This is a genomic window from Flavobacterium piscisymbiosum (assembly GCF_020905295.1).
Classification (GTDB): Bacteria; Bacteroidota; Bacteroidia; order Flavobacteriales; family Flavobacteriaceae; genus Flavobacterium; species Flavobacterium piscisymbiosum.
Map to the genome: position 1 here is coordinate 4,191,897 of NZ_JAJJMM010000001.1, position 23,051 is coordinate 4,214,947.

The following is a 23,051-nucleotide window of genomic DNA, read 5'->3' on the forward strand; positions in this document are numbered from 1 at the left end:
CACTGTACATCTAATATTAAAAAATAATACACTATGAAATTACTAGAAAAGGTAACATTAGGAAAACAAACATTAAAAAATGCAATGGCGATGGCGCCTATGACTCGCAGCAGAGCTAACAGCGCAGGTGTAGTATCAGATCTGACTGTATTGTATTACACACAGCGTGCGAGCGCCGGACTGTTGCTGACCGAGGCTATAAATATTTCAGAGCAGGCTTTGGGCAGTCCACTGACACCAAGCCTCTATAATCAGGAGCAAATCGATGCATGGAAGAAAGTAAACAAGTCAGTTCATGATAACGGAGGAGTAATCTATGCGCAGCTTTGGCATACTGGTCGTGTCGGACATTCAGTGGATAGAGACGGAAAACTTCCTGTAGCACCATCGGCGATTGGAATAAAAGGACAGCAGCATTTCACCTCTCAGGGAATGAAAGATTATGAAACTCCTCAAGAGCTAACAGTATTACAGATCAAAGAGATTGTTAAGGATTATGGTCAGGCTGCCAAAAATGCAATTGAAGCCGGTTTTGATGGTGTTGAACTGCATGCCGCATTTGGATATCTGCCTAATCAATTTTTATCTGAAAGTGCAAACCTTAGAACTGATGAATATGGCGGGAGCGTAGAGAACAGGAACCGTTTTGTGCTGGAAGTAATGCATGAATTAGTTACTGCTATCGGAAGCGATAAAGTTGGTATAAAGCTATCGCCAACTGTCTATTACAATAATATTGAGAATAGCGATCCTGAGGCACAATTCAAGCCATTAATACAGGCTTTGAATGAATTACCGTTGTCATATATTCATCTTATGAATGGGATGTTGCCCCTGGATAATCATCCAAACTATCCTAAAAACGCAGTGGAAACTTTTGGAAGTATAAGCAAACATCTGGTAATTGCAAATGCAGGGTTCAATAAGGAAACCGGGGAGGCAGAACTTGAAAAAGGGATTGCAAAAATAATTGCCTATGGTTCACTATTTCTTGCCAATCCTGATCTGCCAAGAAGATTCGAATTGAATGCAGAGTTCAATCAGCTTGATCACGCGACAATGTACGGTGGAGGTGAGCACGGATATACAGATTATCCGTTACTGAAAGATTGAACCTTAAGCTATCCATTATATGGCTCCCATGAGATAATTTAAAAACAATAAAATCAAAGAGATATTTTATAGAATTGAGCTCACACCTTAAGTAGTGTGGGCTCTTTTGCTTTTGTCGCTTTCATTCAACTAAAGTGATAATAGGATTTCTCTAATAAATAAAATAACTAAAAAAAAGGATTAGTTTGAAGCCAAATTTTACGATTTTATGGTATCAACACTAAATGTTGTGGAGAAACATTAAAAATTTTATATTCCCTAATTATTTTTTAATGCAGAGAACGCAATCCCGATAGCTATCGGGATTCGCAAAGTTCACTAAGATTTAAGTAGTGTTTACACAATCAAAGTCCACAAAGCTTTGTGTCCCGAGGCTTCGGGATGTGTTTTTTCTAAACCTAGTATATTTAAAAAACTTTGCGTTCTCCGTGGTAATTTTTTCTATATCCACAGGTTTTCGTGTTGATCCATTTTATGCTAACTAATAAAGATGTGAAAAATCTACATATTTGTGTATAAAAAAAGAGACAACTATTTACTAGTTGTCTCTTTAAGTGACCGTTACTGAACAATTTACAAACCATTTTATAAATGATTTAAAGAAATTGGCTTACTTTCAAGTGAATTTGTAAGATAATTATTTTGTATTTTTATTTAGGGGCGGTTTGTATGTATCGTAATGGTTAAATGTTAAAAAGGCTACTTTTAAATGTAATTGAATTATTGAAAATATATATTCAGATTGAAATCCATAAGATTATTTGATTTATTTTCTCAATTCACAGTTCTATACTCATTAGGAGTACTTCCAACATGCTGTTTAAAAAAACGAGTAAAATGCTGTGGGTATTTAAAACCTAATTCATATGCCACCTCATTGATTGTCTTTGTAGAATCGAATATTTTGTCTTTTGCAGTTTCAATAATTTTATTCTGAATGTATTCCTGAGCTGATTTTCCTGTTTCTTTTTTAATAAGATCACCAAAATAATTCGCAGATAAGTTAAGTTCACTGGCATAATAGGCAACAGAAGGCAATCCTATAATATTCGGTTTGTCGGAAGAAAAATAACTGTTTAAAAGTTCTTCAAACTTTTCAACGATCCCTTTATTGGTAGTATCTCTGGTAATAAATTGTCTGTCGTAAAATCTTTCGCAATAATTTAAAAACAATTCAATATTTGATGCAATCAGTTTCTTGCTGTGTTTGTCAATAGACTGTTTTAATTCTACTTCAATTTTAGCAAAGCAGTCAAAAACAAGCTGTTTTTCTTTTTCTGATAAATGAAGCGCTTCACGGGTATCATAACCGAAAAAACTATATTCAGTAATACTTTTAGCAAGTGATGTACCGCGGATTAAATCAGGATGAAAAACCAATCCGTGTCCAGCGGGCTGGTAAATATCTACTTTATTTTCTACATCTATAGTTTGTCCGGGCTTTATAAAAACTAAAGTTCCTTCCTGATAATCGTAATAATTACGACCGTATTTTAAGTCTCCGCACTTTACCTGTTTTAAGAATATACAATATAATTCAAAGTTCATTTTAGAACCGGTTCTTGGTTCTGCTTTATTAAAATCAATTATACTAACTAAAGGATGTAATGTTTCATGATTATTAAAATCATTGTATTCACTAATTGTCTCGAAGTTAAATACTTGTCCCATGTCTTTCGTTATTTATTACACAAATTTAGCTATTTAAGTATAGCTTAAACAGCAGTTAGCTTTCAATCAGTAATCTTGGTAGGAGATTCCGTAATCCGTATACCAGTGCCGTCGGTTTAAGTTCGGAAATTTGTAATAATAAAATTATAAATCATATTACAATGTACAATATAAAATTAAATAATGGTGTTGAAATGCCCATCTTAGGGTTTGGTGTTTTTCAAATGCAGGACATGGCAGAGTGCGAACAGGCAGTAGTAGATGCAATTGAAACTGGTTACAGATTAATTGATACAGCAGCTTCTTACATGAATGAAGAAGCTGTTGGAAAAGGTATTAAAAGAAGCGGGATTGCAAGAGAAGAACTTTTTGTAACTACAAAACTTTGGGTAAGTGATGCAGGTTATGAAAATACTAAAATAGCTTTTCAGAAATCATTAGAGCTTCTACAATTGGATTATCTGGATTTGTATCTGATCCATCAGCCGTATGGTGATATCTACGGCTCTTGGCGCGCTATGCAGGAATTTTATGAAGAAGGGAAAGTAAAAGCAATTGGCGTTTCTAATTTTCATCCTGACAGAGTTATGGATTTAATTACCAATACAGGGTTTGTTCCAGCAGTTAATCAGATAGAAACACATCCTTTTCATCAGCAAAATGAAACCCAAAAATTCCTTCAGGAAAATAATATTCAAATCGAATCATGGGGGCCTTTTGCGGAAGGAAAAAATGATATTTTCCAAAATGAAATTCTAACAGCAATTGCTCAAAAATATAATAAATCTACTGCGCAGGTTATTTTGAGATGGCTAACTCAAAGAGGCGTTGTAGCAATTCCGAAATCTGTTCGTAAAGAAAGAATGGCAGAAAACATCAACATTTTTGATTTCGAATTATCAAACGAAGATTTGACAGCTATCCAGACTTTAGACACTAATGCAAGTCTGTTTTTTGATCACAGAGATCCTACTATGGTGAAGTGGTTAAGTGAAAGAAAATTAAGCAGATAACAAATACGAAATAATATTTAAATGGATAGAAGATCAATATTAAAAACAGCAGGTTTAGCATTGGCAGGAAGCGCTTTGCTTCCGTTTCGCTCTCTCGCAAATTCACACAATGATGAGCTAAATTTAGAAGTAAATAATAAATCACTTGCTCCCGGAAAAAGAAAATTGGGGAAACTGGAAGTTTCCACCATTGGTATTGGCGTTCAAAATATGAGCCGTAACTACCAAACTACAATTCCTTCGAGACCGGAAATGCATCGAATTATTCAATCGGCGTATGACAATGGAGTTACTTTATTTGATGCTGCCGAAGCTTACGGTCCTTTTGAGGTAGAAAAAATACTCGGCGAGGGAGTTGCATCTTTTCGTGATAAAATTGTGATTTCTACAAAGTTTGGATGGAATATAGACCAGGAAACCGGAAAACGTTTACCGGGCTTAAACAGCCGTCCCGAACATATTAAAATTGTAGTGGAAGGGATGTTGAAGCGTCTTAAAACTGATAGAATTGATTTGTTGTACCAACATCGTGTTGATCCGCAGGTTCCAATAGAAGATGTGGTTGGTGCTATACAAAGCCTGATTAAAGAAGGCAAACTGCTTCATTACGGTCTTAGTGAGCCAGGTCATCAAACTGTTAGACGAGCACATGCTATTCATCCGATTACCGCCATCCAAAACGAATATTCTCTTTTATGGAGAGGTCCTGAAAAAACAATTATTCCCCTTTGCGAAGAACTCGGAATTGGTTTTGTTCCATGGAGCCCACTTGGTGTTGGTTTTCTGACCGGAGCAATTGACGAAGGAACAAGGTTTGCGCAAGGAGATATTCGCGGTATTGAATCAAGATTCGCACCTGAAAACCTGCCAGCAAATATGGCTTTGGTTGAATTAATACAGAAATGGAGTAAAGAAAAGCAAGCTGCACCTGCACAAATTTCCCTTGCATGGCTGCTAGCTCAAAAACCATGGATTGTGCCAATTCCAGGAACTACGCAGATGGCTCATATGTTAGAGAATACGGGAGCTTCTCAAATAAAATTTTCTGTAAATGAATTACAGGAATTTAATACAGCATTAAATGCAATTAAGATTTTGGGAGAAAGATTGCCAGCGGGAGTTTTAGCTTTTTCTGATGTTGAAGCCCCGCAGAAAAAGAATTAATTTTAATTTATTATAACTAAATTCTTACCGGTACCTTTTAAAGGTGTGTCAAATTTATAAATAGAAAAAAATACGAATTAAAAATTTACATCATTATGAAAAAATCACTTTTTGGATTGCTTGTACTTATTCTAATTGCAAACAAGTCTTTCGCACAAAATACTACTGCTGAAAAGGAAGTAATTCAACTTTCACATCAAAAATGGCAGTGGATGTCCGATAAAAACGTCGATAAACTTACACCATTGTTTGATGATAAATCTGTTTTCGTTCATATGGGAGGAAGTTGGGGTAAAACTCAGGAAATCAATGTGATTAAAAGTGGAGGAATTCATTACAAGAAAGCAGACGTTCACGAGGTTTCAGTAAATATTATAGGTGATACGGCAATACTTTTGAGTAAAATTACATTATTAGCAGTAGTAGGAGGAAATGAAGTTACTAATCCATTTATTGTGACAGAAGTGTATATAAAAAACAGTAATGGTTGGAAATTAGGATCATTGTCTTTTACAAAGCTAATGACTCCTGGACAATAAATTTTAGAAATTGAGAAAAGAAAATATTATGAAAAACATAATCAGTGCAAGATGGAGCATTTTCTGTTTGTTACTTGTAGTAAGCAGTTCCTCGCTAACAGCGCAGAAGAAAGCCAAACAAAAGCCAATAGTTATTGAAGAGCAGGGAAGTTTTGCAGTAGGAGGAACCATGATTGAGAATCCCGGTACATTTGATCCCTATAATATTACTCCAGAAGGACAGACTTTTAGAGGTGATCACGCTTATGTTTTTTATCAAATACCTGTCCAAGCGCGCAAATATCCTTTGGTAATGTGGCACGGTATAGGTCAGTTCTCTAAAACATGGGAAACTACACCAGACGGACGTGAGGGATTTCAGAATATTTTTCTTCGCAGAAAATTTCCTGTTTATTTGATAGATCAGCCCAGAAGAGGAAATGCAGGACGAAGTACTTCAGAAGCTTTGATAAAACCTGTTCCTGATGAACAACAATGGTTTGGTGTTTTCCGTGTAGGTATTTGGCCCAATTATTTTGATGGTGTTCAATTTTCCAGTGATCAGGAAACACTTAATCAATACTTCCGCTCCATGACACCGAATCTGGGAACAATTGATATAAAGGTTACTACAGATGCAGCTTCTGCACTTTTTACAAAAATTGGCCCTGCCATTCTGGTTACGCATTCACACTCTGGCGGAATGGGCTGGATTACGGCTATTAAAAATGAAAATGTAAAAGCCATTGTATCTTATGAGCCGGGAAGCGGATTCTTATTCCCTGATGGTGAAGTTCCGTCTCCAATTGCCAGTTCAGCAGGTGCTCTGGAAGCAACAGCTGTTCCACTAGAAGACTTTATGAAACTGACGAAAATTCCGATAGTAATTTATTATGGAGATAACATTCCAGACAAACCATCAAAAAATTCAGGTGCTGACGGATGGAGAGCACGCTTGGAAATGGCAAGATTATGGCGTGATGCTGTAAACAAAAAAGGTGGAGATGTTACTGTAGTTCATCTTCCTGAAATCGGAATTAAAGGCAATACACATTTTCCATTTTCTGATTTGAATAATATTCAGGTTGCTGATCTGATGGCTCAATGGCTGAAAGAAAAAGGATTAGAAAAATAATTTTGCTAAACTTAATTCAATGAAGAAATCATCAACATTCTTGTTTGTAATAACTGCAGTCATCTGCTTATTTTCAAGTTGTAGTAAAGCACAGGAATCAGCTCAAAATAAAGCAGAATTGTCTAAAGATAAAAATATATTTATTGTGTATTTTTCGCGCACTAAAAACACCAAGGCTGTTGCTGAAATCATTCATAAAAATGTCGGCGGTGCATTACTAGAACTTGAATTGCAAAAACCGTATCCTGAAGATTATAAAGCAATAGTCAGTCAGGTAGCAAATGAAAATGAAACAGGTTTTCTGCCTCCGCTAAAAACAAAAATAACAAATATTGAAAAATTTGACATTGTATTTGTAGGTTTTCCAACTTGGGGAATGCAGCTGCCCCCTCCAATGAAAAGTTTTTTAAAAGAATATAATTTGGAAGGAAAAATGGTTATTCCCTTCAATACCAATGCTGGTTATGGAATTGGAAGCAGTTTTCAAACTGTCAAAGAGTTATGTCCAAAAAGCATTGTTTTAGAAGGTTTCTCAGTCAAAGGAGGCATTGAAAGAGATGGAATTTTATTTGTAATGGAAGGCGAAAAAGAAAAACAAGTTCAGGTTGAAATCCAAAATTGGCTGAAGAAAATAAAAATGGTTAATTAATTATTCAATGAAAATGAAAGCACTTTTAAAATCAATATTATTTACAATCGCAATATTTACTTTAACAACAATGGAAGCTCAAACGGATACAATTAAAAGTTTAGATAATAAACAAAAAGCGATTGTTAGAATTGCTGCTGTGACTGCAAAAGGCGATTTAATAAAACTTAAAGAAGAACTAAATACAGGATTAGATACTGGTTTAACAATCAATCAAATCAAAGAAAGTATTGTTCATCTTTATGCTTATTGCGGATTTCCGCGCAGTATTCGTGGATTACAGACCTTTATGAATGCGCTGGACGAGCGAAAAGCCAAAGGTCTTACTGATGTTGTTGGTGTTGAAGCATCCCCAATAAAAGAAGAAAGCAGTAAATATGAAAGAGGCAAAGCAATCTTGGAAAAGCTAACCAGAGCAAAGCAAGACGGTCCAAAAACAGGTTATTCAGCATTTGCACCTGAAATAGATACGTTTCTTAAAGAACATCTCTTTGCAGATATTTTTGAAAGAGATGTTTTAACTTATGCTGAAAGAGAATTAGTAACCATTTCTGTAATAGCTAGTATTGGCGACGCAGAACCTATGTTGCAGTCACATTTAAATATTTGCCTCAATGTTGGCCTTACCCCAAGTCAGTTAAAAGATTTTGTGGGCGAAATTAAAGCAGCAACTGGTAATAAAGAAGCAAAGGCTGCGCAAAAAGTACTAGAAGAAGTGCTAAAAACAAGATTTAAAAAATAAAGATGAAAAAAATAATATTGATAATTGCATTAATAACAATAAACATGACAAATGCACAATCTATTCAAAAAAAGTATGAGCAAAATGCTTTTACACTGGTATACGACGGCGCAATAACCAAGAACGAAAAAGGAAAAGTAAACATTCATCCGGTTTCTTACAAAGTAGATGGGATTGATATTGCAGCTAATGTATATACACCGGCAAATTACGATGCTTCAAAAAAATATCCAGTAGTTGTTGTCGCTCATCCTAACGGTGGTATAAAGGAACAAACAGCCGGGCTTTATGCGCAGCGTTTAGCAGAATCAGGTTACATAACCATTACTGCCGATGCAGCCTATCAGGGAGCAAGCGGAGGAGAGCCTCGTCATACGGATAAACCTGCCAGCCGTATAGAAGATATTCATGGAATGGCCGATTTTATTACACAATACGCGGGAGTTGATGCAAATCGTTTGGGTGTTTTAGGTATTTGCGGTGGCGGCGGATATACTTTGAAAGCAGTACAATCAGACAAACGCTTTAAAGCAGTTGCAACTTTGAGTATGTTTAATTCAGGAGAAGTAAGACGCAATGGTTTTCAGAATTCTCAATTGGCAACTATTCAGGAGCGCCTCAAAAAAGCATCAGAAGCCCGCGCACAGGAAGCTGCAGGAGGGAAAATGATTTATGCAGGTGTAGCAAGTATTACAGATGAAGAAATTGCTAAAACTACAACCGATTTATACCGTGAAGGATATGAGTATTATTACAGAACCTATGCGCATCCAAATTCAACTTTTCTATACACAATGAGTAGTTTACTGGATTTAATGACATGGGATGCTGCCACCAATATGGATTTGATTAATCAGCCTCTTTTAATGATAGCAGGTGGTAAGGCTGATACAAAATATTTGACCGATGAAGCATTTCCTAAAGCAGTAAATGCAAAGAGTAAAGAGCTATTTGTAATTGAGGGAGCAACTCATATTCAAACGTATTGGAAACCAGAATATGTATCACAGATTGTAACCAAATTAAAGGAATTTTACCAAAGTAATCTTTAAGATCAAGAATTGGATTGTTGTTGACTACTATCAAGCATTAGAAATCAAAAAAACAGAAATTAATGAAGAAAATGAATTTTAAGAAGAGTCTAAAAATACTTATTATATTCTGCATTACAGTGGGTGCTATATCTTGTAATAATAAGAAAGATCAACTAGATAATAATACTCCAACTCCAAATGAAATTTTTTCAAAGGGAGAAAAAGTTACTAATACTAATTTTACAGGAAACGTCTGGCTGAATAATCTGGCTCAAGCTGATAGTATTAATCAGAACGCCGTAGGCAGTGTAACATTTGAACCAGGTGCAAGAACTAAATGGCACAGTCATCCTGCCGGACAGATTATATTGGCTCTTGAAGGAGTTGGGTATTATCAGGAAAAAGGAAGTCCAAAAATTATTGTTAACAAAGGAGACGTTATTAAATGTCCCGCTGATATTCAGCATTGGCACGGAGCAAGTAAAGACACCAAATTTGTTCAGGTTGCAATAACAGGAAGAGAAAAAGGGGAAACAATTTGGCTGGAAAAAGTGAGTGACACCGAGTATAGTAAATAAAAAAATTAAAGGTATTTATAGTGTTTATTAATATTTATTTGATTGGCTCTCTTTTTCTTTACTTAAAAATTTCGCACAACTACAGTAGCCATATCGGTTAGAAATTTTAAGATTTCACCTGCCTCATCAACACTAACATTCATTCCTTCATCTTTAAGCATTTTTTGTGCTGCTTGAGGTGTTATTTTGCCTTTATATTTTTCTTCACATTCCATTAGCTAAAATTTTATTAAGATAAAGATAATAATTTTAATAGAAAGTTGGTTTGTAGTTAATTATGCTTGGTTTGAATCCAGTCAGGTTGACCTTGCTGAATTTACAAACCGCTTATGTCTATAAGTTAAAGTGGGTTAAATTATGTGAAAAAGGCATAAAAAAAACGCTAAAACTGATGTTTTAACGTTTTTTTAAGAGTGACCCCAAAAGGACAAATCACGCACCATTTTATGGAGGATTTGAAGAGATTGGCTTACTGGAAGTAGAGGCTGTCTTTCATTGGCTTTATGAATTTGGTTTGGATGTCCCGTTGGGGATTGATGGAATTCGTATCTAATCTTTAATAGGAGAGCTGCGAATTCTAACCTTAAGATTTAGTAATTGATTTAGAAGGAATATTATTTTTCAGAATAGTATGTGCAACGATTGTGTGATAAAACTAATAATTTAAAGAACTTTATCTAAGCTTTTTCAAGTGCTACGGATTTTGGAAATAAAATATTATTCTCAAGATGAATATGCTTGTGCAGGTCACGTTCAAATTCTTTAAGCATTGCAAAAGTTACTTTATAAGTATTGCAGGTATCTGCTGGAGCGGTATAATTTTTGGTTAATGCAGCAATTTTTTTAAAGCGTTGTCCTACTGTATCATGTTCTTCTTTAATTAAAAGCATTTGATTTTCAAGAGTTCCAAAGTGTGCTATCTCTAAAAATAATCCTTTCGCATGCGCCTCATTTATTTTTTTTATAAAAGGAAAAAGGATCTGTTCTTTTTTTCTCATATTAGCAGAGAGATCTAAGGCAGATTCAGTAAATAAAGTATTAATTTCAAAGAGGTCAGGATATGTTTCACCATGAAGAGTACATAATTCATTTAATAATTTAAGCAACACGGGTGTTTTTTCAGCCACATATCGATGATGTGTTTTTTCTATATAGTCTGCCAACAGATCCGATGACCATGATTTATAATTAAAAGATTGGTTGGCCGAATTATTTGTTGCACGATCAAGCTCCTCAATTAAAAGAGACTCCTCAATGCCTCGTTTTTTGCAGGCTTCTTTTAAGGTACGATGACCTTTATAACAAAAATCAATGCTATATTTTGAAAAAATTGCTGCCGTCCTAAAATCATCAGCTGCGATTTCGCCAATTGTGGTTTTGTTTGTTGTTTTCATAGGAAGTTATAAAGACTTAAGGTTATTAATTAGTATGAATGTTCTTTTTCAGGTTGGCATTGTTTAATAATAATTAAGGCCGTCGTTAGCATATTTGAGAAATCAATAAATGGAATTGTAATTTCATTTTTATCTATAAGATTTTCTGCTTCATTTTTTAGCATTTTTATTTTTAGCATTGCTAAATGCGTGTCGTGTTCATCGCTGGCATAAAATGAAGTTATAAGTTTCTGTAGTTCTTTTTTTAAAATTTGGTACGGTTCGTAGTTATTTTTAATATTTACGGTTGAAAATTTGGGAAGAAGGATTTTGGAAGAAAAAATAAATGCGGCAATAGTTTTATCAATGTTGTTGGATGCCTGATGAGCAAAAACCAAAGCTTCAAGAAGTGAATTAGATGCCAATCTATTTTTCCCATGTAATCCTGTCCGGGCACATTCACCAATGGCATATAAATTTTTGATTGTCGTAACACCGTTGCGGTCTACTTTAATACCACCACATTGGTAATGAGCCGCAGGAACAATTGGAACCAGATCTTTTTCCGGATATAAACCTATTGCATTGCAATGGGCGGAAATAGAAGGAAAATGTTTAAAAAAATCATCTTGATCTAAATGTCTACAATCCAGATATACATGTTTTTTTTGAGTTTCGAGCATTTCGATACTAATAGCACGGGAAACAATATCTCGGGTAGCTAGTTCACCTCTTAAATCGTATTTAAAAAGAAATCTTTTGTGTTCGTCGTTTATAATATAGGCTCCAAAACCTCTTACAGCTTCTGAAATTAAGAATAGCGGATTTTTATTCCCGGAAGCTAATGCTGTAGGGTGAAATTGCATGTATTGCATATCTTTGATTTCGACTCCTGCACGAGCCGCCATTGCAATTCCGTCACCAGTAGCAATTGCAGGATTGGTTGTGTTTTCAAAGAGTTGTCCGCAGCCACCTGTGCTAAGCACAATAGCTCTGGTACGTATATATTTTATTGCGTTATTGTTCTTATCATAAAAAAAAGCACCGGTGCAATTCACTTCATTGCGCTTTGTTTCAGTATTTAATTCTATGACCTGATGATTTTCTAAAAGTTCAATATTTGCTGTTTGAGTGATAATTGAAAGGAGCTTTTTTTCAATTTCTAATCCTGAACTGTCTTTATGATGTAGAATTCGATGTTGTGAATGGCCACCTTCTAGTCCTAAATCCCATTGGCCTTCCTTATTTTTATCAAATATGGCACCAAGTTCTATTAGTTCTTCTAATCTTTCGGGAGCTTGTTGAATAACCATTTTAACAATTTCTTCATCACAAAGTCCAGCGCCAGATTTCAGCGTATCTTTTATATGCTGTTCAAAACTATCTTTCAATTGATTGGTGACTACAGCTATTCCTCCTTGCGCAAGTTGCGTATTGGTGTTGTTAGCCTTTTCTTTTGTCATGATACAAATAGATAAATCGGGGCGTTTTCTTGCCGTTTTAATGGCAAAAAATAGTCCTGAAATACCAGAACCTACTATTAGAATGTCAGTCTTAGGCATATTTTTAGGTTTAAGAAAGTTTAAGATTTTTATGGGTTTGTGCGTTTCACGCTTCTCTTATTACATTTATTTTAATCCGCAACATTTGTTTTGTGATGTAGATAAGCTGTTTTAGGTGTATTTATCTTAATAAAGATTTGTTTACCAATTAGTCTTGTGTGGAAGGAGTCGGAATCAGCTTTTTATAAAATACTGCTTTTAAAGACTCGCACACGATTCCGACTTCTGTAGCCACAATGAAAACGGTAGTAGGGGCCCGTTTTAATAAATTAAATAATGACTTATGTCAACCAATATCAAGCTACCTTTAAAATATGAATTCATATTCTTGATGTGCAACATTTTTAGAGGTTCGGTATTTTTTGAATTTTCAAACATCTAAAGCACTAATAATACCGAGTTTTTTTTGAACATCACTCCTTAAATGTTCGCCAAAGATCATTTTTTATTTTAAGTACAAAACAAGTTGCTCAAGGCTTTGATTGAAAGAACATCTGGGAGTATATTCTCCCAGATGTTTCTATTTTAGTTTACTAACTTTTTTTTCTAAGGGTAAGGTCAAAGACAAACCAGCACAATGCCAATACTCCAAATCCGAAAATAGTATCGCCGATAGCCCTAAGCCATTTCAAGGTTACCATCGCTGGCTGCTGCATTAGTTCGGCCGAACGTGCATACCACATTCCGTGCTCGATACTTTCTATAGCTTGCCAAATTCCAACAGGAAGAAGACTCAATAAAGCCATAGCCAGCAATCCAATATTGGTAGACCAGAATATGAATTTCATTGCTTTTTCATTCCATATCTCATGTCTGTACAAACTGCGGAGCACAAATAGCATCAAACCAATTCCGAGCATTCCATAGACTCCAAATAAGGCAGTATGTCCATGCAAAGGCGTTGTGTTTAAGCCCTGAACGTAATATAAAGCAATAGGCGGATTAATGATAAAACCAAATACTCCGGCTCCTAAGAAATTCCAGAAAGCAACAGCAATCATAAAATAGATAGGCCATTTATAATCCTTGATCCATTGTGTTGATTTTGAAAGTTTGTAGTTATGGTAGGCTTCATACCCAATTAAAACCAGAGGCACAATCTCCAAAGCGCTAAAGGTTGCCCCAAGAGCCATCACAGCAGTTGGCGTTCCTGAGAAATAAAGATGATGAAATGTTCCTAAAATTCCTCCAGACATAAAAATAATAGTAGAGAAAATAACATTCAGCGTTGCTGTTTTTGTTTTTAACAGACCTAAACGAACAAATAAGAAAGCAATTACTACAGTAGCAAACACTTCAAAAAAGCCTTCTACCCATAGATGCACAACCCACCATCTCCAATATTCAGCAATTGCCAGATTGGTCTGTCTTCCCCACATTAGGCCAGCTGCATAGAAAGTAGCAATAGCGGTACATGAGATTAGGAACATTATGATAAGATTTCTTTCGCCTGTTTTTTTCTTCAGTACCGGAAGTAAAGGACGAACCATTAATGCCAGCCAAAGAAACAATCCTACAAGAAGGAATATTTGCCAGAATCGACCTAAATCTACATATTCGTAACCTTGATGACCAAACCAGAAGTTTTCTACCAAATTAAGTTTCTGCATTACCCCAAACCATTGTCCGGCCATTGAGCCTAATACAATTAGAATTAAAGCATAGAATAAAAAATCAACACCAAATGTTTGAAATTTTGGGTCTTTCCCTGCAACAGCCGGTGCAATGTATAATCCAGTTGCAAGCCAAGCGGTTGCTATCCAGAATATAGCCAGTTGAGTATGCCAGGTTCTTGTTACTGCGTAAGGCAGAATCTGATCCAGAGGAATACCAAAGAATCCGTTTCCTTCTACACCGTAATGTGCGGTAATGACCCCCATTACAACTTGCAATACAATTAATAGACTTACGACCCAAAGATATTTTTTTATGCGAAACATCGAAGGTGTCATTCCTTGTTTTAATAGTGGATCCTGAACTGGTATTTCGAAATGCTCATCTTCACCTGATCGCACATGATAAAAAATTAGAACACCGATGCAAAATAGCAGCAGTATGATACTAACTCCTGACCATACCAGAAGATCTTTGGTAGCCACATTTCCAACTAATTCATCAGATGGCCAGTTGTGTGTGTATGAAATTTTCTGATTTGGCCTTTCTGTTACAGTTGCCCAGGTTGCCCAAAAGAAAAAAGCGTTCATTTTATGCATTCTTTCCGGATCTTTTATAGACATTTTGGGAATTGCATAATTATGGCGTAATGTCTCAAATTTGGGATCATCCATAAACAATCCTTCATAATACTTACTCAAATAGGCTATGGCTTCAATCCTGTTTTGAGAAATGGTTATGATGCCAGTACTACTGTCGTAGGTATTTCTACGAACATCATTTTGAAGCCTGATTTTCATTGTGGCCTGTTGCTCTTTTGTCAGTTCTGCAAAAGTTTTTGAATATTCCTTTTCGGACAATTTATCCAAAATAAACACGGCTTCTCTATGCAGCCAGTCTGCAGTCCAGTCTGGGGCTACATAGGCACCATGTCCCCAAATAGTACCAACTTCCTGTCCACCCATACTTTGCCATACATTCTGCCCATCCTTAATTTCCTCAGCGGTAAAGATTACGGTGTTGTTTGGCCCAACTATTTCGGTTGGAATAGGAGGTGCTTCCTGATAGATCTCATATCCGTAATATCCTAAGGCAGAAAAAGAGATACTCATCACAAGTGCAAAACCTATCCACAGTTTTTTTTCCTTGTTCATTATAATGATTTTAGCTTTTTATATTAAAAAAATTGCTTTATTCTACAATTAATTTTCCTTTCATCATCGATACATGTCCAGGGAATGAGCAGATAAAATCGTAAGTTCCTGGTTCGTCTATTGTAAACTCAATAACATCGCTTTCGCCGCCGCCAATTATTTTTGTATGGGCAATTACTTTTGCTTTTTCAGATGCAGGTATGTAATCTGTATCTTTTGCATCTACAGCTTTAAGTGTAAAATCAGAAATATCAGTTCCAGGTTTTAGAATTACTAAATTATGTCCCATTGCGATTTTTTCCATCTTGCCGACATGTTTTAGTGTAAGGGTAATTTTTCCTGCGGGAGCTCTTAATTCAGTTACAGAATATTGCATTTGATCATTGCTCTCAATCTGAAGATCATTTGTAGCGACTGGGGTTTCGATCGGACTTTCTTCGTAAGGTTCCTCAGTTGTGGGTGTTGCAACTGGTTCTATGTCTTTTGAATCTTTTTTTCCGCATGAGAATAAACTGAAAATTGCAAAGGCTGCTACGAGGGTAATCTTGAAAGACTTTTTCATTGTTTTTGGTATTTAAATGTTATTAAATTTTATTACTGTAAAAGTATGGCTATCGTTTTTTTTGGTTTATGATTCTAATCATAAAGGCGGATTAATTTTTGCTTCCAATCTTAGTGAAAACTATAAGTAAGATTTATAAAGGCATTGCGTCCCATTCGTGGTATTTTGTTCCAGTCTGAAAAAGTAGCGTAATATTTATCAAAAATATTTTCAATACCTGTTTGCGCTTTTATTTTGTTTTGATTCCAATTAAAGCTATAACCTGCATTGATATTAAATATCAGGTAATCGGGTGCTTTAATTTGTCCGTATACTTTTGCGAAGTTATTTTGTGCAAGATTTCCAGAGGCAAATATTCCCGCATTGATTTTTTCTTTTTTAAACTCTATTCCGGCATAATATCGGAGCGGACTTATAAAAGGAAGGTCGTTTTCCTGATCATCTTTACCCAGACTGTAGGCGATCTGTGTTTTTATATTCCAGTTTTGCAAAAAGAAGTATTCCAGATTAAAATCAGTATTAAAAATCGAAGCATAATTAATAGCGTCGTAGATTTTTACACCCGATGCTCCAATAGTCATGGGCAGTATTTTTGGATCAATTTTTCCGATGATATAATTTGAGATATGGAAATATGAAGCCGTAACTTTCGAAGTTAGTCGGCTGTTTTTAAATCCAAAAGACAAGTTTCCTTCAACAGCCTTTTCATTTTTCAAATTTGGATTTCCTATATAATCATAAAAATCATTACTGTTATACAGATAAAAGCCATAGCCCTCAGAAACAGAAGGTGCTCTTTCGGCGTAAGCCAAACCAAATCCGAGTTCAAGTTTACCAGCATTTTTGGTATAATTTCCAGAGAGACTTTTTAAGAATCGGTTTTGTGTGGCATTCATTTCAGGATAAAAAATACGAAGGCTTTGTAGTCCAAAATCATTGGCTACTGTATTAGAATGAAAACCTAGATTAGTGCTGATTCTAAGAATGGTTTCGGGAGAGATTGTAATATTATCTTCTAATGATAATCCGTTATATAGCGTTCGAACATCAGGCCAGGTGTACATAAACATCAGATTTTCAGTTAGATCAGCAGGATACATTGTCATCTCGGCTACCGCCTTATTATAAAAAGAATTCAAATCGGCTAGAAATTCATGATTTTCGTGTTTTCCTTTTATTTTAGAATAAAAACCATAGGTGTCAGACCAGCCCGGCATATCCATATGAATAGGAACTGCTGGTCTTTTAGTATCATCCATTTTATGGGTAATGGTATTAAAATATCCTTTTGTTTCCCAATCAGAAATAACACCAGAATCTGGAATGTACTTGTAACTCAATGAAATGATTTTAGCTTCTGCCAATAAAACATCCATTGGAAGCGCCGGATAGCCAACATTCACAGCTTTATCATAAATAATCGAAGTTTCCAGTACATTCTTCTTATCGATAAAATAGCCAGCATTTGCCGAAATATTGTACTTGGTAAATTGAGAAAAATTAATTTCTTTTTCGTTTCCCGCTTTGTAGTTTTCGGCATCACGATGCATAAAATCAACATGCGCAAAAAAGGTACTGTCAGTATAACCTAAAGCGGCACCAATAATCTTTTGCTGGTTATTGCTTTCATAACCAGAAGATAAACTGCCATTCCAGCCGTTTTTTCTGTGTTTATATTGATTTCGTTTTAGATCTATCGAACCTCCAATCGTAGCGCCATGACAGCTGGCCTGCTGACCTGAGGCAACTGTTGCCTCAGATAAATTTGAAATCTCGACATAAGAAGTCACAGGATCCATTTTATCGGTACAGGCACCAAAAATCCGCATACCATCAATTGTAATTACAGTACGCTCGGTCGACATATTGTTAATGGTAGGTTCCCATGCATATGCACCTCTTTTAATCATATTCATTTTTGAAGAACCCATTAGATAATCTTCTACAGAGGTTAACGATTTGGGCTGTTTAAGATTCAAAGGTGTTTTTTTTCCTATAACTATAATTTCATTGAGATTTACAGCTGCAAGAGTATCATTCTTTTTTTCTTGTGCCCAGCACACTGTCGAAAAGATAACTAAAAGGATCGCTGTTATATTTTTCATTATAAAGTAATTATAAGAAAGAGATAAATGCTCACTATCTCTTTCTTGTTAGTATTCAATATTTAGAATTCGATTTCTAAGAAAAGACTGCTTGCAGGATTTTCTGTCGTTACAGGCTCTCCTTTAAGTACATCATTCGAAGCATTTAAAAGTTGAAGATTAATTTTCCAATAGCCAGTCATAGTCAAAGAAAGTTTTCCGTTGTAAAAGCCATCGGTTGTAGATTGTGTTAAATCGGTATTATTAGGCGAACCGTGATTACCCATGCTGGGCATTCTTGGATCCATTTTTATTTTGAGATTATTCACGACAGGAAACGTCATCATATCCTGCATTTTATAAACCCCAACGCTAATATCGTTCGTGGCTACTTTTGGGTTTTGAGGTGCGATGGAGGCAATGAGGTAACGAACGCCATCAGATCCTTTAAAGGAGCTAACAGTTCGTTTTGCCGAAGCCTGAACTTTGATAATATCAGTAACAGTATACGAAATAGTATTAACAGTATAAGTAAGAGTCAGATCCCAATATTCAGTATCATTTTCAGCCATTTGAAAGATGATATCGCCTTCGTACAGAGTTTGTTTGTCTGAGGTTTTGGTCACAGCAGATTTTGGACATGAATGCTCCATCATAGCCATATGCATAATTGGCAACCAGCTTATTTTGGCATCTTTAATATAGGCATTCGTTTTTTTGTCTTTAATGCTAAGTGTAATATGATTGTAACCCTGAATTAAAGAGCCGCTTTGGGAATAGAGTTCGAAAGTATGAGTTTCATTTGATATTTCCTGAATTTTTTGAAGGCCAGCGGTTTCATCAATTGGAATCTGAGTGGAGGAATTATCATCTGAGGAGCATGAGAACAGAGAAATGGACAGAACTAAAATGGCTATGTGTTTTAAAATTTTCATTTGAATTTTAATTTAAATTATGAATATAAGGCTTCTGTCGAATGTAAATTCGAAGGAGAAGTAATTAGATAATCGAAAAATTAATACTTGAAAATGGGGGGATGGAATACAAAATAAGTGTTCAGATAAACGTAAAGATTTTTATATCCTGAGTTTATTTCTAAGATGACTTTTTGGTTATTTTGAAAATTAAAAACGGGAATGTTTTCAAAGTATAGCAAAATAGTTTCCGTGATTTCACCTTTTTTCTCACTCGAGGAAGGTGTTTCATTTTTTAAGGCTTTTGCCAACTCTTTCTTCAAATGGCATTTGCCATTACACTCTAATTTTGGAGTGTTCCTGTTTTCGCATAATTCTGCAGAAATATAATTGTAATTCAGTGCGTAATCCAAGATTGGAAATACCGGTCTGAACAATACTGCAAAAAGGAATATGTAAATACAAAATTTCATTACCTGTATTTTGAAAGTACGAAGGTATCATGATCTTTTTTTTCATGTTATGATTATGGTCATACTTTATGTAATACAAGTTTTGGAATTTTGATCCAAAGTTTAACAAATTAAAAACCTTAGTAATGAACAGATTATTTTTATTAGCGATGTTTGGTTCTTTCTTGCTCGTATCGTGTGGGAAAGAAAAATCGAATACTGATCAGGATTTTTCAACTCCTACAGCTACAGAAAATACAGCCGAAGCCGAATCATACGATCCTAAAAGAGGCCTTGGAAAATTTTCTACAGTTGAATTAGGCGCTTCCTTGGATAAGCCACTGGCTGAAAAAGGATTAAAAGTAGCCGAAGTAAAATGTACATCCTGTCACAAAACTACAGATGAAAAATTGGTAGGGCCTGGATGGAAAGGCGTTACAGGACGCAGAACTCCTCAATGGATTATGAATTTTATTACCAATCCTGATCCTATGATTGATAAAGATCCTGAATTGCAGGCTCAATTAGAACTCTGTATGATTCGTATGCCTAATCAAGGTCTGACCGATGATGAGGCCAGAAGTGTACTCGAATACATGCGCCAGAACGACGGTGTGAAATAACCAGAATAAAAAATTCAAATTCAAATGAGAATGTTATGAAAAATAAATTATTAAAATCAGTTTTTGCCGTTGCGTTAGGCTGTGCCTTCTTTGTTTCCTGCAAGCCCAAGGATTCCAGCGATACTGTCGATGGAGATGCTGCGCAAAAAGTTTACGTTGCTCCAGGTAAGTATGATGAGTTCTACAATTTTGTATCTGGTGGTTTCAGCGGTCAGGTAAGTGTTTATGGACTTCCTAGCGGTAGATTGTTAAGGGTTATGCCGGTGTTCTCAGAAGATCCACAAAGTGGCTATGGTTACAGTGAAGAAACAAAAGCCATGTTGAATACTTCGCATGGTTATGTCCCGTGGGATGATCAGCATCATTTAGATTTATCTCAAACCAATGGAGAAGTTGACGGGCGCTGGCTTTTTGCCAATGCCAATAATACGCCAAGGATTGCACGTATTGACCTGAAAACTTTTAAAACAGCTGAGATAATCGAGCTTCCAAATTGTGGAGGAAACCATTCTTCTCCTTTTATCACGCAAAACACAGAGTATATTGTGGGGGCAAGCCGTTTTAGCGTTCCCGCAGATAATGACGATGGAGATGTACCCATTAATACATATAAGAAAAACTTTAAAGGACACCTTAGTTTTGTAAAAGTGGGTAAAGAAGGAGAGTTGGATCTTGCTTTTCAGATCGTAACTCCGGGTGTTAATTTTGATCTTAGTCATCCGGGGAAAAAAGAATCTCACGGTTGGTTCTTTTTCTCCTGTTACAACACTGAGCAGGCCAATACCCTGCTTGAGGTAAACGCTTCTAAAAATGATAAGGATTTTATCATGGCCGTCAATTGGAAAAAAGCTGAAGAGTATATTAAAGCTGGAAAAGGAAAACGTGTACCGGCAAATTATGTTCATAATACCTGGGATGAGAAAACCCAAACGGCTAAATCTGAAATCAAGAAAGAAGTATTGATTCTGGATGCTGCTGAACTGAAAGATATCTGTTATATGATTCCCTGTCCTAAATCTCCACACGGGTGTGATATTGATCCAACTGGTGAATATATTGTTGGAAGTGGAAAACTAGCAGCCCTTATTCCTGTATTTAGTTTTACGAAACTGAAAAATGCTATTGCCAAAAAACAATTTGATGGTAGTTATGCAGGAATTCCTGTGATTAAGTATGAGGCCGCTCTTCATGGCGAAGTTCAAAAACCGGGTTTAGGACCGCTACATACCGAATTTGACGGAAAAGGGAATGCCTATACTACAATGTTTGTTTCTTCTGAAGTAGTAAAATGGAGCATAAAAGATTTAAAAGTTTTAGATAGAAAAGCCACCTATTATTCTCCAGGGCATTTAATGATTCCGGGAGGCAATACAGAGAAACCATTTGGAAAATATATGGTGGTTTATAATAAAATCACTAAAGACCGCTTTTTACCAACTGGCCCGGAATTAGCGCAAAGTGCACAATTATTTGACATTAGCGGGGATAAAATGAAGCTTTTATTGGATTATCCAACCATTGGAGAACCTCATTATGCGCAAGGTATTCCAGCTGATAAAATACGCAATAACGGTCAATTGAAATATTACAAAATGGCAGATAATCTGCATCCTTACGTTGCCAGAGGTGAAAAAGAAACCAAAGTGGTCCGAGAGGGAAAAAAAGTACATGTTTATATGACTTGTATACGTTCGCATTTTGCTCCCGATAATATTGAAGGTATACGAGTAGGGGATGAAGTTTATTTCCACGTTACCAATTTGGAACAGGATTGGGACGTTCCTCACGGATTTGCTATTAAAGGGGCAAATACTGCTGAGTTGCTGATCATGCCCGGAGAAACGATTACACTAAAATGGGTTCCTCAGAAAAAAGGAATTTTTCCATTTTATTGCACGGATTTCTGCAGTGCACTTCATCAGGAAATGCAGGGTTATGTTAGAGTTTCACCTGCAGGAAGTAATGTGCCAATTACGTATAGTTTGGGTACGAATTTACCAAAGGAATAACTAATAACCAGTGAAGGGGACAAAGTTTTCTTTGTTCCCTTTTTATTTGAATCATCATGAAAAATAAAATACTTTCAATTTTTTCAAGAGCAGTACTTTTTGTGTGTGGCTTTCTGTTAATAGGGTCCATTTTTGTTCCCATGTGGAAAATTGAACTGACAGCTCCACAATATCCTGAAGGTTTGGTTTTAAAACTTCATGCCACAAAAATTGCAGGAGATGTAGATATTATCAACGGATTGAATCATTATATAGGTATGAAAACACTTCATACCGAAGATTTTATCGAGTTTAAAATCCTGCCTTACATTTTAGGATTGTTTGGCATCATTGCTTTAAGCTGCTCTTTTTATGCTAAGCGAAATTCCTTGTATATATTGTTTTGTTCTTTTGTGCTTTTCGGAGTTTTAGCTGCTATTGATTTTTACCGGTGGAATTACGACTATGGCCATAATTTAGACCCGAATGCTGCCATACGGGTTCCAGGTATGGCATACCAGCCTCCATTACTGGGCTATAAACAGTTGCTGAATTTTGGCGCTTATTCTATACCTGATATAGGTGGATGGATGCTCATTACAGTTGGTGTCTTGCTTTTTCTGGCTATAATTAAAGAGAGGAAATCAGCTTTAGGATTTAATAAATTTTTTAGCGTTTTAATTATTGCTTCTTTTCTTTTTTCATGTTCAGGAGATAGACCAATTTCCATCAAAATAAATACAGACAATTGTGATTATTGTAAAATGGGAATAAGTGACGGTAAATATGGCTCAGAAATTATTACCCAAAAAGGACGGGCATATAAGTTTGATGATATTGCCTGTATGGTCAACTATTGTAAAGAACATTCAGATATGAAGGTTAAGAGTTATTATGTACATGATTATACAAAGGAAAATGAACTAATTCAGGCAGAAAAAGCTTTTTTTATTTCAGGCGGCACAATAAAAAGTCCGATGCATGGTAACATTGCGGCGTTCTCCACTGAAAGCCAATCACAAGCATTTGGAGCAGAATCACAGGGAACAGAGATACAATGGGCGTCAATTTTAGAAAAATAATTTTGGGACGAAAATGCTAATTACAA

At 35.7% G+C, this 23,051-nt stretch carries 21 protein-coding genes; 12 read left to right on the top strand and 9 right to left on the bottom strand.

Annotated elements, in window-relative coordinates; translation table 11 throughout:
• Window positions 1-33: 33 nt before the first annotated feature.
• Complete coding sequence (locus tag LNP81_RS17980) at window positions 34-1,113, top strand: alkene reductase (protein ID WP_255700754.1); 1,080 nt, start codon at window positions 34-36, stop codon at window positions 1,111-1,113.
• 774 nt (window positions 1,114-1,887) lie between these two features.
• On the opposite strand, the gene LNP81_RS17985 is transcribed toward LNP81_RS17980, so the two are convergent.
• On the bottom strand, window positions 1,888-2,784 hold the full coding sequence (locus LNP81_RS17985) for a helix-turn-helix domain-containing protein (RefSeq protein ID WP_230038264.1): 897 nt from the start codon (window positions 2,782-2,784) through the stop codon (window positions 1,888-1,890).
• 161 nt (window positions 2,785-2,945) lie between these two features.
• Between LNP81_RS17985 and LNP81_RS17990 the strand changes: the two genes are divergently transcribed.
• From LNP81_RS17990 to LNP81_RS18025, 8 genes are all read left to right on the top strand, one after another.
• The gene (locus LNP81_RS17990; protein WP_230038267.1) at window positions 2,946-3,797 is read left to right on the top strand and encodes an aldo/keto reductase; all 852 of its coding nucleotides are present in this window, start codon (window positions 2,946-2,948) and stop codon (window positions 3,795-3,797) included.
• Window positions 3,798-3,818: 21 nt separating this feature from the next.
• On the top strand, window positions 3,819-4,961 hold the full coding sequence (locus LNP81_RS17995; RefSeq protein ID WP_230038269.1) for an aldo/keto reductase: 1,143 nt from the start codon (window positions 3,819-3,821) through the stop codon (window positions 4,959-4,961).
• Between the two features lie 95 nt (window positions 4,962-5,056).
• The gene (locus LNP81_RS18000; RefSeq protein WP_056253078.1) at window positions 5,057-5,500 is read left to right on the top strand and encodes a nuclear transport factor 2 family protein; all 444 of its coding nucleotides are present in this window, start codon (window positions 5,057-5,059) and stop codon (window positions 5,498-5,500) included.
• A gap of 28 nt (window positions 5,501-5,528) precedes the next feature.
• Window positions 5,529-6,614, top strand: coding sequence for an alpha/beta hydrolase (locus tag LNP81_RS18005; protein WP_230038270.1), 1,086 nt, complete (start codon window positions 5,529-5,531; stop codon window positions 6,612-6,614).
• Between the two features lie 19 nt (window positions 6,615-6,633).
• Window positions 6,634-7,263 carry a flavodoxin gene (locus LNP81_RS18010; RefSeq protein WP_230038272.1) on the top strand — a complete coding sequence of 210 codons (630 nt, stop codon included), beginning with the start codon at window positions 6,634-6,636 and terminating at the stop codon, window positions 7,261-7,263.
• Window positions 7,264-7,270: 7 nt separating this feature from the next.
• The gene (locus LNP81_RS18015) at window positions 7,271-8,005 is read left to right on the top strand and encodes a carboxymuconolactone decarboxylase family protein (RefSeq protein WP_230038274.1); all 735 of its coding nucleotides are present in this window, start codon (window positions 7,271-7,273) and stop codon (window positions 8,003-8,005) included.
• Window positions 8,006-8,007: 2 nt separating this feature from the next.
• A complete protein-coding gene (locus LNP81_RS18020; RefSeq protein ID WP_230038276.1) occupies window positions 8,008-9,057 on the top strand; it encodes an alpha/beta hydrolase in 1,050 nt (349 codons plus the stop codon).
• Window positions 9,058-9,119: 62 nt separating this feature from the next.
• A complete protein-coding gene (locus tag LNP81_RS18025) occupies window positions 9,120-9,617 on the top strand; it encodes a cupin domain-containing protein (RefSeq protein ID WP_230038278.1) in 498 nt (165 codons plus the stop codon).
• A 62-nt stretch (window positions 9,618-9,679) separates the two neighbouring features.
• Here the strand turns inward: LNP81_RS18025 and LNP81_RS18030 are convergent, their stop codons facing one another.
• The 8 genes from LNP81_RS18030 to LNP81_RS18065 all read right to left on the bottom strand — a co-directional run bounded on the left by LNP81_RS18030 (window position 9,680) and on the right by LNP81_RS18065 (window position 19,353).
• Window positions 9,680-9,832 (bottom strand): hypothetical protein, encoded by a 153-nt coding sequence (locus LNP81_RS18030; RefSeq protein ID WP_230038280.1) that lies wholly within the window; start codon window positions 9,830-9,832, stop codon window positions 9,680-9,682.
• A gap of 462 nt (window positions 9,833-10,294) precedes the next feature.
• Window positions 10,295-11,011, bottom strand: a complete 717-nt coding sequence (gene ric, locus LNP81_RS18035; protein WP_230038282.1) for an iron-sulfur cluster repair di-iron protein — start codon at window positions 11,009-11,011, stop codon at window positions 10,295-10,297.
• Window positions 11,012-11,040: 29 nt separating this feature from the next.
• On the bottom strand, window positions 11,041-12,552 hold the full coding sequence (gene nadB, locus LNP81_RS18040) for an L-aspartate oxidase (protein ID WP_160372976.1): 1,512 nt from the start codon (window positions 12,550-12,552) through the stop codon (window positions 11,041-11,043).
• Between the two features lie 533 nt (window positions 12,553-13,085).
• Complete coding sequence (locus LNP81_RS18045; protein ID WP_230038284.1) at window positions 13,086-15,320, bottom strand: nitric-oxide reductase large subunit; 2,235 nt, start codon at window positions 15,318-15,320, stop codon at window positions 13,086-13,088.
• A gap of 37 nt (window positions 15,321-15,357) precedes the next feature.
• Window positions 15,358-15,882, bottom strand: coding sequence for an azurin (gene azu, locus LNP81_RS18050; protein ID WP_056205600.1), 525 nt, complete (start codon window positions 15,880-15,882; stop codon window positions 15,358-15,360).
• Between the two features lie 110 nt (window positions 15,883-15,992).
• Complete coding sequence (locus LNP81_RS18055) at window positions 15,993-17,987, bottom strand: TonB-dependent receptor domain-containing protein (RefSeq protein WP_230038286.1); 1,995 nt, start codon at window positions 17,985-17,987, stop codon at window positions 15,993-15,995.
• A gap of 62 nt (window positions 17,988-18,049) precedes the next feature.
• Window positions 18,050-18,901, bottom strand: coding sequence for a hypothetical protein (locus LNP81_RS18060; RefSeq protein WP_230038288.1), 852 nt, complete (start codon window positions 18,899-18,901; stop codon window positions 18,050-18,052).
• Between the two features lie 80 nt (window positions 18,902-18,981).
• Window positions 18,982-19,353, bottom strand: coding sequence for a hypothetical protein (locus tag LNP81_RS18065; protein WP_230038290.1), 372 nt, complete (start codon window positions 19,351-19,353; stop codon window positions 18,982-18,984).
• A gap of 125 nt (window positions 19,354-19,478) precedes the next feature.
• Between LNP81_RS18065 and LNP81_RS18070 the strand changes: the two genes are divergently transcribed.
• From LNP81_RS18070 to LNP81_RS18080, 3 genes are read left to right on the top strand one after another with little or no spacing between them, the layout of a single operon-like run.
• Window positions 19,479-19,955 (top strand): c-type cytochrome, encoded by a 477-nt coding sequence (locus tag LNP81_RS18070; protein ID WP_230038292.1) that lies wholly within the window; start codon window positions 19,479-19,481, stop codon window positions 19,953-19,955.
• Between the two features lie 35 nt (window positions 19,956-19,990).
• A complete protein-coding gene (gene nosZ / locus LNP81_RS18075; RefSeq protein WP_131423942.1) occupies window positions 19,991-21,964 on the top strand; it encodes a Sec-dependent nitrous-oxide reductase in 1,974 nt (657 codons plus the stop codon).
• Window positions 21,965-22,020: 56 nt separating this feature from the next.
• On the top strand, window positions 22,021-23,025 hold the full coding sequence (locus LNP81_RS18080) for a nitrous oxide reductase accessory protein NosL (RefSeq protein ID WP_230038294.1): 1,005 nt from the start codon (window positions 22,021-22,023) through the stop codon (window positions 23,023-23,025).
• Window positions 23,026-23,051: the final 26 nt, after the last annotated feature.

Bases quoted from the DNA above. Each gene is read 5' to 3' on its own strand.
- LNP81_RS17980 (WP_255700754.1), top strand. From the start codon at position 34: ATGAAATTACTAGAAAAGGTAACATTAGGAAAACAAACATTAAAAAAT.
- LNP81_RS17985 (WP_230038264.1), bottom strand. From the start codon at position 2,784: ATGGGACAAGTATTTAACTTCGAGACAATTAGTGAATACAATGATTTT.
- LNP81_RS17990 (WP_230038267.1), top strand. From the start codon at position 2,946: ATGTACAATATAAAATTAAATAATGGTGTTGAAATGCCCATCTTAGGG.
- LNP81_RS17995 (WP_230038269.1), top strand. From the start codon at position 3,819: ATGGATAGAAGATCAATATTAAAAACAGCAGGTTTAGCATTGGCAGGA.
- LNP81_RS18000 (WP_056253078.1), top strand. From the start codon at position 5,057: ATGAAAAAATCACTTTTTGGATTGCTTGTACTTATTCTAATTGCAAAC.
- LNP81_RS18005 (WP_230038270.1), top strand. From the start codon at position 5,529: ATGAAAAACATAATCAGTGCAAGATGGAGCATTTTCTGTTTGTTACTT.
- LNP81_RS18010 (WP_230038272.1), top strand. From the start codon at position 6,634: ATGAAGAAATCATCAACATTCTTGTTTGTAATAACTGCAGTCATCTGC.
- LNP81_RS18015 (WP_230038274.1), top strand. From the start codon at position 7,271: ATGAAAATGAAAGCACTTTTAAAATCAATATTATTTACAATCGCAATA.
- LNP81_RS18020 (WP_230038276.1), top strand. From the start codon at position 8,008: ATGAAAAAAATAATATTGATAATTGCATTAATAACAATAAACATGACA.
- LNP81_RS18025 (WP_230038278.1), top strand. From the start codon at position 9,120: ATGAAGAAAATGAATTTTAAGAAGAGTCTAAAAATACTTATTATATTC.
- LNP81_RS18030 (WP_230038280.1), bottom strand. From the start codon at position 9,832: ATGGAATGTGAAGAAAAATATAAAGGCAAAATAACACCTCAAGCAGCA.
- ric (WP_230038282.1), bottom strand. From the start codon at position 11,011: ATGAAAACAACAAACAAAACCACAATTGGCGAAATCGCAGCTGATGAT.
- nadB (WP_160372976.1), bottom strand. From the start codon at position 12,552: ATGCCTAAGACTGACATTCTAATAGTAGGTTCTGGTATTTCAGGACTA.
- LNP81_RS18045 (WP_230038284.1), bottom strand. From the start codon at position 15,320: ATGAACAAGGAAAAAAAACTGTGGATAGGTTTTGCACTTGTGATGAGT.
- azu (WP_056205600.1), bottom strand. From the start codon at position 15,882: ATGAAAAAGTCTTTCAAGATTACCCTCGTAGCAGCCTTTGCAATTTTC.
- LNP81_RS18055 (WP_230038286.1), bottom strand. From the start codon at position 17,987: ATGAAAAATATAACAGCGATCCTTTTAGTTATCTTTTCGACAGTGTGC.
- LNP81_RS18060 (WP_230038288.1), bottom strand. From the start codon at position 18,901: ATGAAAATTTTAAAACACATAGCCATTTTAGTTCTGTCCATTTCTCTG.
- LNP81_RS18065 (WP_230038290.1), bottom strand. From the start codon at position 19,353: ATGAAATTTTGTATTTACATATTCCTTTTTGCAGTATTGTTCAGACCG.
- LNP81_RS18070 (WP_230038292.1), top strand. From the start codon at position 19,479: ATGAACAGATTATTTTTATTAGCGATGTTTGGTTCTTTCTTGCTCGTA.
- nosZ (WP_131423942.1), top strand. From the start codon at position 19,991: ATGAAAAATAAATTATTAAAATCAGTTTTTGCCGTTGCGTTAGGCTGT.
- LNP81_RS18080 (WP_230038294.1), top strand. From the start codon at position 22,021: ATGAAAAATAAAATACTTTCAATTTTTTCAAGAGCAGTACTTTTTGTG.